General features: G+C 62.8%; 8 protein-coding genes and 2 tRNA genes. 8 read left to right on the top strand and 2 right to left on the bottom strand.

The window, feature by feature from the left end:
- Window positions 1-178: 178 nt before the first annotated feature.
- Window positions 179-499: a type II toxin-antitoxin system RelE/ParE family toxin gene (locus ACFQPB_RS14200; RefSeq protein WP_382224471.1), complete on the top strand. Its 321-nt coding sequence runs from the start codon at window positions 179-181 to the stop codon at window positions 497-499.
- Window positions 471-767 carry an addiction module antidote protein gene (locus ACFQPB_RS14195; RefSeq protein WP_382198585.1) on the top strand — a complete coding sequence of 99 codons (297 nt, stop codon included), beginning with the start codon at window positions 471-473 and terminating at the stop codon, window positions 765-767. The genes ACFQPB_RS14200 and ACFQPB_RS14195 overlap by 29 nt, the downstream gene beginning before the upstream one ends.
- A 111-nt stretch (window positions 768-878) precedes the next feature.
- On the opposite strand, the gene ACFQPB_RS14190 is transcribed toward ACFQPB_RS14195, so the two are convergent.
- Both ACFQPB_RS14190 and ACFQPB_RS14185 read right to left on the bottom strand, forming a co-directional pair.
- Window positions 879-955 (bottom strand) — tRNA-Arg (locus tag ACFQPB_RS14190).
- A 48-nt stretch (window positions 956-1,003) separates the two neighbouring features.
- Window positions 1,004-1,080 (bottom strand) — tRNA-Pro (locus ACFQPB_RS14185).
- A 328-nt stretch (window positions 1,081-1,408) separates the two neighbouring features.
- Here ACFQPB_RS14185 and rimP point away from each other — a divergent pair.
- The 6 genes from rimP to typA all read left to right on the top strand — a co-directional run bounded on the left by rimP (window position 1,409) and on the right by typA (window position 9,708).
- Window positions 1,409-1,990 carry a ribosome maturation factor RimP gene (rimP, locus tag ACFQPB_RS14180; protein ID WP_382224469.1) on the top strand — a complete coding sequence of 194 codons (582 nt, stop codon included), beginning with the start codon at window positions 1,409-1,411 and terminating at the stop codon, window positions 1,988-1,990.
- 95 nt (window positions 1,991-2,085) lie between these two features.
- Window positions 2,086-3,585 (top strand): transcription termination factor NusA, encoded by a 1,500-nt coding sequence (nusA, locus tag ACFQPB_RS14175; protein WP_382224466.1) that lies wholly within the window; start codon window positions 2,086-2,088, stop codon window positions 3,583-3,585.
- Between the two features lie 29 nt (window positions 3,586-3,614).
- Entirely contained in the window at window positions 3,615-6,515 is a 2,901-nt protein-coding gene (infB, locus tag ACFQPB_RS14170; protein ID WP_382224463.1) for a translation initiation factor IF-2, read from the top strand.
- Window positions 6,516-6,530: 15 nt separating this feature from the next.
- A complete protein-coding gene (gene rbfA, locus ACFQPB_RS14165) occupies window positions 6,531-6,902 on the top strand; it encodes a 30S ribosome-binding factor RbfA (RefSeq protein WP_382198581.1) in 372 nt (123 codons plus the stop codon).
- A gap of 2 nt (window positions 6,903-6,904) precedes the next feature.
- A complete protein-coding gene (truB, locus tag ACFQPB_RS14160) occupies window positions 6,905-7,885 on the top strand; it encodes a tRNA pseudouridine(55) synthase TruB (RefSeq protein ID WP_382224460.1) in 981 nt (326 codons plus the stop codon).
- The gene (gene typA, locus ACFQPB_RS14155; RefSeq protein WP_382224457.1) at window positions 7,882-9,708 is read left to right on the top strand and encodes a translational GTPase TypA; all 1,827 of its coding nucleotides are present in this window, start codon (window positions 7,882-7,884) and stop codon (window positions 9,706-9,708) included. The genes truB and typA overlap by 4 nt, the downstream gene beginning before the upstream one ends.
- Window positions 9,709-9,734: the final 26 nt, after the last annotated feature.

The following is a 9,734-nucleotide window of genomic DNA, read 5'->3' as shown; positions in this document are numbered from 1 at the left end:
TCTGTGAATCTCATCTTCCGGTTCTCCTGCATGTAGCGGGCCCGGCTCATGGGGGCGTGTTGCATCGCTCCTCCACAAACCGGACAGATTACTTGCTACGAACCGGACAACTCATTTGCTGCTGACACTCGGTTACCTGTATGTTGCCCATGTGTAGCCAGGCGGCTACAATTCGGCCATGTACACCGTGGTTGAAACAGAGGCCTTCTCCGATTGGCTGGAAGGTCTGAAAGATCGCTCCACCCGATTTCGGCTGCTCGCCCGGTTGCGCAAAGCCATGGTAGGCAACCTTGGCGACGTGAAGCAGGTTGGGGCTGGCGTGTGGGAAATGCGCGAGTTCTTCGGCCCTGGCTGGCGCATGTACTACGTGATTCGTGGCGGCGTCATCATCCTCATGCTGGGTGGCGGCGACAAGTCATCTCAGGAGCGCGATATTGAAGCGGCCAAGCGATTGGCCATGGAGTTGCAAGATGAGCAAGATCAAGACCCGCACGTTTGACGCGGCCAACTACCTCAACACGGAGGAGGACGCAGCCGCCTACCTCGACGCGGCCATGGCCGATGGCGATCCCGCCTTGCTGGCTGCTGCGCTGGGCGACATTGCGCGTGCCCGTGGCATGACCCAACTTGCAAAGGACACGGGGCTGTCTCGCGAGAGCTTGTACAAAAGCCTGTCGGGTGAGCGGGCGCCCAGTTCCGAAACGCTGTTCAAGGTTATCAACGCCATGGGCTTCAAGCTCAGCGTGGTGCCGGCCGCTGCCCGCTGACGGGAGTCCGCAGCGCGTCCGACTTTGACGATCTCAAATCAGATTTTGTCCCCGGGGTGTCCCCGAATTTGTCGTGACAGCGCTAAGCGCTTGATTTCATTGGGGTTTTGCTGGCCTGCCCGGAGGGACTCGAACCCCCGACCTGCTGCTTAGAAGGCAGCTGCTCTATCCAGTTGAGCTACGGGCAGTTTGTCGATAGAAAAATGGCCCAACAAGTGGGCCATTTTTTTTGAGGGTGGTCGGAGCGGCGGGATTCGAACTCGCGACCCTCTGCTCCCAAAGCAGATGCGCTACCAGGCTGCGCTACGCTCCGACTAAGCCGGTTATTCTACAGCGCGAAATGCCCAATTTCTTGTGTCCCGCCGTGTTTTTGATGCGGCTTGTGCACAAGAGGGGGCTGAGCGGGCCCAAAACTCGCGTTCGACAAGAGGCTTTGGGGCAAATCCAACGCCATGGCCAGCCAATCCCAGAACATTTACGCTGTAGGTGGGTATAAAAAGTGCGTGGAAAGTGTTAAAATCCGAGCTTCACGACCAAATGGGCGGGTTACTACCGGCCCATTTTTTTTGGTCAATCGCTTTTGGCGCTATGGCGCACGCGGCCGGCGACCCGCAATTTTTGAAGCAGGAACACACGCAGCAATGGCATGGCAAGACGCAGTTGAGCAGACCGTCACCGGACTGGGTTACGACCTGGTGGAGTTGGAGCGTTCCGCGGGTGGGTTGCTGCGCGTCACCATCGATTTGCCCTGGGAGCCTTCGCTAGCGGGAGGTGCTGAGCAATTTGTGACCGTCGAAGACTGTGAAAAGGTCACGCGACAGCTGCAGTTCCTGCTTGAGGTTGAGAGCGTGGAGTACAAGCGCTTGGAGGTGGGCTCGCCAGGCATTGACCGACCGCTGCGCAACGAGCGCGATTTTGAGCGTTTTGCCGGTCAGGTTGTGGACATCACCCTGAAGGCGCCCATTGGGGCGACTGGCTCAGGCGTGGCGGTCACTCGCAAAAAATTTCGCGGCACGCTCGAGCGCAATGCCGATGGCACGGGCTGGCAGGTGGTTTGGGCCGATGAGCCGAAGCTCAAGCCGGGTCAGAAGGTGGGCAAGAACCGCCCGCCTGCGCCGGTGCATGCGCTGGGTTTTGTGCTGGATGAGTTGCGTGAGGCGCGTTTGGCGCCCATTGTGAGTTTCAAAGGGCGCGGTGCGCCCTCGCCGCAAGGCGGTGCCTGAGCTGGCGGATCAGCCGGTGTCCCCATATCACGAGGCGGCGTCCCTCATGGCGCAACCCCAAAAAAGATACGACAGATAGGAAAGGTGGCGGTGAAATGAATCGCGAATTGTTGATGTTGATCGATGCGATCTCCCGTGAAAAGAACGTGGAGCGCGACGTGGTGCTGGGCGCCGTTGAGTTGGCCCTGGCCTCCGCCACCAAAAAACTCTACAAGGGTGAGGTCGATATCCGTGTCGCCATCAACCCGGACAGCGGCGAGTACGAAACGTTTCGCCGCTGGCTGGTGGTGCCCGATGAAGCCGGCCTGCAGAACCCCGACGCCGAAGAGCTGGTGAGCGATGCGCGTGACGAGTTGGCCGACATCGAGGTGGGTGACCACATCGAAAAGCCGGTGGAAAGCGTGCCCATCGGCCGCATTGGCGCCATGGCTGCCAAGCAGGTCATTCTGCAAAAAATCCGCGACGCCGAGCGCGAGATGCTGCTCAACGACTTCATGAGCCGTGGCGACAAGATTTTTGTCGGCACCGTCAAGCGCATGGACAAGGGTGACCTGATCGTCGAGAGCGGCCGCGTGGAAGGCCGCTTGAAGCGCGGCGAAATGATCCCCAAGGAAAACTTCCGCACCGGCGACCGCGTGCGCGCCATGATCATGGAGGTGGACCTGACGCTGCGTGGCGCGCCCATCCTGCTCTCGCGTTCGGCGCCTGAGTTCATGATCGAGCTGTTCCGCCAGGAAGTGCCCGAGATCGAGCAGGGCCTGCTGGAGATCAAGAGCTGCGCCCGCGACCCCGGCAGCCGCGCCAAGATCGCCGTGTTGTCGCACGACAAGCGCGTGGACCCCATTGGTACCTGTGTGGGCGTGCGTGGCTCGCGCGTCAACGGCGTGACCAATGAACTCGCCGGTGAGCGTGTGGACATCGTGCTGTGGTCCGAAGACCCGGCCCAGTTCGTCATCGGCGCGCTGGCCCCGGCCAACGTCGTTTCCATCGTGGTGGATGAAGAGCGTCACGCCATGGACGTGGTGGTGGACGAGGAAAACCTGGCCATCGCGATTGGCCGCGGTGGCCAGAACGTGCGCCTGGCGTCCGAGCTGACGGGTTGGAAAATCAACATCATGACCGCCGACGAGTCGGCGCAGAAGCAGGCCGAAGAGGCCGACGGCATCCGTAAGCTGTTCATGGCCAAGCTGGACGTGGACCAGGAAATCGCCGACATCCTGATCGAGGAAGGTTTCACCAGCCTTGAAGAGGTGGCCTATGTGCCGCTGCAGGAAATGCTGGACATCGAGTCCTTCGACGAAGACACGGTCAACGAGTTGCGCGGTCGCGCCAAGGACGCGCTGCTGACCATGGAAATTGCCAAGGAAGAAGACGTGGAAGAGGTCTCGCAAAACCTGCGTGACGTTGAAGGTTTGACCGCCGAGCTCATCACCAAGCTGATGGACGCCGGTGTGCACACCCGCGACGACCTGGCCGACCTGGCCACCGACGAACTGACCGATATCACCGGACAGACCCCCGAAGAAGCGACCGCTCTGATCATGAAGGCGCGCGCGCACTGGTTCTCTGGCGACCAGGCCAACCAAGCGTCCTGAACCGGAGGCCTCAGCGGAGAACACCCCATATGACCAGTACCACCGTCGCCGAATTGGCTGCAGAACTCAACAAGCCCACCACCGTGCTGCTCGATCAGCTGGCTGGCGCGGGCGTTCCGAAATCGTCGGGCGCTGACGCGATTTCCGACTCCGACAAACACAAGCTGCTGGGCTACCTGCAGGCCAGCCACGGCACCGCCTCGGGCGAGCGCAAGAAGATCACGCTGGTGAAGAAGTCCACCACTGAAATCAAGCAGGCCGATGCCACCGGACGCGCCCGGACCATCCAGGTCGAGGTGCGCAAGAAGCGCACCTTCATCAAGCGCGATGACGAACTGGGTGCAAGCGACGGCGCGGCTGAACAGGCCGAACCCGCCGCACCGGCGGTGGATCAGGCTGAGTTGGCACGCCGAGAGGAAGAGGCGAGCCGTCAAGCCGAACTGCTGCGTGTGCAGGAAGAAGAGCTGGCCCAGAAACGCCGCGAGCGAGAAGAGCAGGCTGCGCGTGAGGCGGAAGCCGAACGCGCGCGTGCCGCCGCCGAAGCCGCCGCTGCCGCGCAGGCTCAGGCCGCCGCCGAAGCCGCCCGCCTGGCTGCTGCACAGGCAGCGCAAGCAGCGGCCACGGCTGTTCCGGTGGTGGATGACAGTGCCAAGTTGGCCGCTGAAAAAGCCGTCGCCGACAAGGCTGCTGCAGAAAAAGCCGCCGCCGGCAAATTGGTGGCCGACAAGGCTGCCGCCGAAAAAGAAGCCGAAGACGCCCGCGCCCGCGATCTGCAGGAGCGCCGCCGCAAGGCCGAGGCCGAAGCAGCGAACATCCGTGCCATGATGGCCGCGCCCAAGAAGGTGCTGGTGGCGAAGAAGCCCGAGGAACCCAAGCCGGCCGCCGCGCCTGCGGCTGGTATCAAGGGCACCTTGCACAAGCCGGCCACCACCGGTACTGCGCGCCCGGCCGTGGCAGCCCCTGGCGCCGGCGGCAAGAAGGAAGTCAAGTCCGAAAACCTGTCTTCCACCTGGAAGGACGACGCGGCCAAGAAGAAGGAAATCAAGACCCGCGGCGACACCTCCGGTGGCCGTGGCAACAGCAACTGGCGCTCGGGCCCGCGCGGCGGTGGCCGCCGTGGCGACCGCGACAGCCGCGACCAGCAGTCCAGCTTTGCCCAGCCGACCGAGACCAAGGTCATTGAAGTGCACGTGCCCGAGACCATCACCGTGGCCGAACTGGCGCACAAGATGTCGCTCAAGTCGTCCGAGGTCATCAAGCAGTTGATGAAACTGGGCCAGATGGTCACCATCAACCAGTCGCTGGACCAGGACACTGCCATGATCGTGGTGGAAGAACTGGGCCACACGGCGGTGGTCGCGGCGCTGGACGATCCGGAAGCCTTTACCGAAGACGAAGTCGCGCAACAATCCGCCGAAGCCCTGCCGCGTGCCCCAGTGGTCACCGTCATGGGCCACGTCGACCATGGCAAGACCTCGCTGCTGGACTACATCCGCCGAGCCAAGGTGGCGGCGGGTGAAGCGGGTGGCATCACCCAGCACATCGGTGCCTACCACGTGGAGACGCCGCGCGGCATGATCTCCTTCCTGGACACCCCTGGCCACGAAGCCTTCACGGCCATGCGTGCCCGTGGCGCACAAGCCACCGACATCGTGATTCTGGTGTGCGCGGCCGACGACGGCGTGATGCCCCAGACCAAGGAAGCCATCAAACACGCGAAAGCGGCTGGTGTGCCCATGGTGGTGGCGCTGACCAAGATCGACAAGCCCGGCATCAACCTGGACAAGGTGCGTTCCGAATTGGTGGCTGAAGAGGTTGTGCCCGAAGAATTTGGTGGCGACGTGCCTTTTGTGGGCGTCTCTGCCAAGACCGGCGAGGGCGTCGATGCGCTGCTCGAACAGGTGCTGCTGCAAGCCGAAGTGCTGGAACTCAAGGCGCCGGTGGAGGCCATGGCCAAGGGCCTGGTGATCGAAGCGCGCCTGGACAAGGGCCGTGGTGCCGTGGCCACCGTGCTGGTGCAGTCTGGCACGCTGAAGGTGGGCGACGTGGTGCTGGCCGGTCAGACCTCCGGTCGTGTGCGCGCCATGCTGGACGAAAACGGCAAGCCGTCCAAGGAAGCCGGCCCGTCCATCCCGGTGGAAATCCAGGGCCTGGCCGAAGTGCCGCAGGCTGGCGACGACTTCATGGTGATGCTGGACGAGCGCCGTGCGCGCGAAATCGCCACCTACCGTGCAGGCAAGTACCGCAGCACCAAGCTGGCCAAGCAACAGGCCGCCAAGCTGGAGAACATGTTTGCCGACATCGGTGCCGGCGAAGTCAAGATGCTGCCCATCGTGCTCAAGTCCGATGTGCAGGGTTCGCAGGAAGCGCTGGCGGCCTCGCTGCTCAAGCTCTCGACCGACGAAGTCAAGGTGCAGATGGTGTACGCCGGCGTCGGTGGCATCAGCGAATCCGACATCAACCTGGCGATCGCATCCAAGGCGGTGGTCATCGGCTTCAACGTGCGTGCCGACGTGGGCGCACGCAAGCTGGCCGAAGGCAACGACATCGACATCCGCTACTACAACATCATCTATGACGCGGTGGACGACCTGAAGGCCGCCATGTCCGGGATGTTGGCGCCCGAGAAGCGCGAAGAGGTCATCGGCAATGCCGAGATCCGCACCGTGTTCGTGGCGTCCAAGATCGGTACGGTTGCGGGCTGTATGGTTACCAACGGTTTTGTCACCCGCAGCGCGCATTTCCGCCTGCTGCGCGACAACGTGGTCATCTATACGGGCGAACTCGACTCGCTCAAGCGCATGAAGGACGATGTGCGCGAAGTCAAGGAAGGCTTCGAGTGCGGTATCAAGCTCAAGAACTACAACGACATCAAAGAAGGTGATCAGCTGGAGTTCTTCGAGATCAAGGAAATCGCGCGCACGCTGTAAGCGAAGCAGGCCGACATGCCCAAGAAGAAGTCCTCTGTTCCCAACCGCAGCTACCGCGTCAACGATCAGATCCAGCGCGATCTGACCGAGTTGATCGCGCGCGAGCTCAAGGACCCGCGGGTGGGCATGGTCACCATCCAGGCGGTGGAAGTCACGCCCGACTACGCCCACGCCAAGGTGTTCTACAGCTTGCTGACGGGCGATCCGCAGGAAACCCAGGACGCCTTGAACCAGGCGGCCGGCTTTCTGCGCAATGGGCTGTTCAAGCGCCTGCACATCCACACCGTGCCGACCTTGCACTTCGTGTTCGACCGCACCACCGAGCGAGCGGCCGACATGAACGCCTTGATTGCCAAGGCGGTTTCCTCGCGCGCCAAAGAGGACTGAGCATGAACGCGCCACGCACACGGGTGCAGCGGCGCCCTGTGCATGGGGTGTTGCTGCTTGACAAGCCGCTGGGTCTATCCAGCAACCAAGCCTTGCAAAAGGCCAAGTGGTTGCTGCGCGCCGAAAAGGCCGGCCACACCGGCACGCTCGACCCGCTGGCCACCGGCGTGTTGCCCCTGTGTTTTGGCGCCGCCACCAAGTTCAGCCAATTGCACCTGGACGCCGACAAGGCCTACGACACGACGGTGCGTTTGGGCCAAACCACATCCACCGCCGACGCCGAAGGCGAGGTTTTGGCGACACGCCCTGTGACTTGCAGTGTGGGCCAGGTCGTTGAGGTGCTGGACCGCTTCATGGGCCCCATCGCGCAGGTGCCGCCCATGCACAGCGCGCTGAAAAAAGACGGCAAGGCGCTCTACGAATATGCGCGCGATGGCGAAACCGTGGCGCGTGAGCCGCGCCATGTGGTCATCCACGACCTTGACCTGCTGAACATGCAATTGAACGGCGACACGCCGCACCTCGATTTGCATGTGGTCTGTTCCAAGGGCACCTACATCCGCACCCTGGGCGAAGACATTGCCGAAGCCCTGGGCTGCGGCGGACACCTGAGTGCCTTGCGCCGCACCCACACCGGGCCGTTTGGCCTGGCGCAGACCCTCACGCTGGATGCCCTGGAAGCCATGTCCCCCGATGAGCGCCTGGCGGCCTTGCTGCCGGTGGAGACCTTGCTCGGCGGACACACCCGCGTCACGCTGGGCGCGGAAGATGCGGGGCGCTTTCTGAGTGGCCTGCGCCGCCGTGGCCACTGGCCCGACGCCCAACGGGTGGCCGTGTACGGCACCGACCCTGACACCCTGCTGGGCACCGCACACGTGGTGGCCGGCGAACTGATACCCGGGCGGCTGTTGAGCCCTATCGAAATTCAACAGATTCTAGAAAACCCGCTGCGCGAAACAGAAGCAGCAAAGGACTTGTCATGAGCAAACAGATTCGCAACATCGCCATCATCGCCCACGTGGACCATGGCAAGACCACCATGGTGGACCAGCTGCTGCGCCAGTCCGGCACCTTTGCCGACCACGAAAAAGTCGTGGACACGGTGATGGACAACAACGCCATCGAACGCGAGCGTGGCATCACCATCCTGGCCAAGAACTGCGCCGTGAGCTGGAAAGACACCCACATCAACATCGTGGACACCCCCGGCCACGCGGACTTCGGCGGCGAGGTGGAGCGTGCGCTGTCGATGGTGGACGGCGTGTTGCTGCTGATCGACGCGCAGGAAGGCCCCATGCCCCAGACCCGCTTTGTGACCAAAAAGGCGCTGGCCCTGGGCCTCAAGCCCATCGTGGTGGTGAACAAGGTGGACAAGCCCGGTGCCAACCCCGACAAGGTGGTCAACGCCGCATTTGACCTGTTCGACAAGCTGGGCGCCACCGACGAGCAGCTCGACTTCCCCGTGGTGTATGCCTCTGGCATCAACGGTTGGTCTTCGCTGGAAGAAGGTCCCCAGGGCGAGCAGTGGGGCCCCGACATGTCGGCCCTGTTCGACACCGTGCTCAAACACGTGCCGCCACAAAAAGGCGACCCCGCCGCGCCGCTGCAGCTGCAGATTTCGGCCCTGGACTTTTCCACCTTCGTGGGCCGCATCGGCGTGGGCCGCGTGAGCCAGGGCACCATCAAGCCCGGCATGGACGTGCTGGTGATGGAAGGTCCGGACGGCAGCAGCGTCAAAGGCCGCATCAACCAGGTGCTGACCTTCCAGGGCCTGGACCGCGTTCAAGTGACCGAAGCCGGCCCGGGCGAGATCGTGCTGATCAACGGCATCGCCGACATCGGCATCGGCGTGACCGTGACCGACCCGCTCAACCCGTCGCCGCTGCCCATGCTCAAGGTCGATGAGCCGACACTGATCATGAACTTCTGCGTCAACACCAGCCCGCTGGCCGGCCGCGAAGGCAAGTACGTGACCAGCCGCCAGATCTGGGATCGCCTGCAGAAAGAGCTGCAGCACAACGTGGCGCTGCGCGTGAAGGAAACCGACGAAGACGGCGTGTTCGAAGTGGCCGGCCGGGGTGAGCTGCACCTGACCATCCTGCTGGAAAACATGCGCCGCGAAGGTTACGAGTTGGCCGTGTCCAAGCCGCGTGTGGTGTTCAAAGACATCAATGGCGAGCGCCACGAGCCCATCGAGCTGGTGACGGCCGACATCGAAGAACAGCACCAGGGCGGCGTGATGCAGGCTTTGGGCGAGCGCAAGGGCGAACTGGTCAACATGGACCCGGACGGCCGTGGCCGCGTGCGCCTGGAGTACCGCATCCCGGCGCGTGGCCTGATCGGCTTCACCAACGAGTTCCTCAACCTCACGCGTGGGTCGGGCCTGATCTCCAACATTTTCGACGGCTACGAGCCACACAAAGGCGACATCGCCAGCCGCAAGAACGGCGTGCTGATCTCGATGGACGACGGCGAAATCTTCACCTACGCCCTGGGCAAGCTGGACGACCGTGGCCGCATGTTCGTCAAGGCCAACGACCCGGTTTACGAAGGCATGATCGTTGGCATCCACAGCCGCGACAACGACCTCGTGGTCAACGCCACCCGCACCAAGCAGCTGACCAACTTCCGCGTCAGCGGCAAGGAAGACGCCATCAAGATCACCCCGCCCATCCTGCTGACGCTGGAGTACGGCGTGGAGTTCATCGAGGACGACGAGCTGGTCGAGATCACGCCCAAGAGCGTGCGCCTGCGCAAACGCCACCTGAAAGAACACGACCGCAAGCGCGCATCGCGCGAAGCATGATAGGCGGGCATACTCGCATGATCTGA

Origin of the sequence: Hydrogenophaga atypica, from assembly GCF_042665215.1 — a bacterium.
In the GTDB taxonomy this organism is placed as follows: domain Bacteria; phylum Pseudomonadota; class Gammaproteobacteria; order Burkholderiales; family Burkholderiaceae_C; genus Hydrogenophaga; species Hydrogenophaga defluvii_A.
This window is presented reverse-complemented; position numbering and strand designations above follow the sequence as displayed.

What these genes read in the sequence shown, in the direction of transcription:
- ACFQPB_RS14200 (WP_382224471.1), top strand. Translation starts at nt 179, where the DNA reads ATGTACACCGTGGTTGAAACAGAGGCCTTCTCCGATTGGCTGGAAGGT.
- ACFQPB_RS14195 (WP_382198585.1), top strand. Translation starts at nt 471, where the DNA reads ATGAGCAAGATCAAGACCCGCACGTTTGACGCGGCCAACTACCTCAAC.
- rimP (WP_382224469.1), top strand. Translation starts at nt 1,409, where the DNA reads ATGGCATGGCAAGACGCAGTTGAGCAGACCGTCACCGGACTGGGTTAC.
- nusA (WP_382224466.1), top strand. Translation starts at nt 2,086, where the DNA reads ATGAATCGCGAATTGTTGATGTTGATCGATGCGATCTCCCGTGAAAAG.
- infB (WP_382224463.1), top strand. Translation starts at nt 3,615, where the DNA reads ATGACCAGTACCACCGTCGCCGAATTGGCTGCAGAACTCAACAAGCCC.
- rbfA (WP_382198581.1), top strand. Translation starts at nt 6,531, where the DNA reads ATGCCCAAGAAGAAGTCCTCTGTTCCCAACCGCAGCTACCGCGTCAAC.
- truB (WP_382224460.1), top strand. Translation starts at nt 6,905, where the DNA reads ATGAACGCGCCACGCACACGGGTGCAGCGGCGCCCTGTGCATGGGGTG.
- typA (WP_382224457.1), top strand. Translation starts at nt 7,882, where the DNA reads ATGAGCAAACAGATTCGCAACATCGCCATCATCGCCCACGTGGACCAT.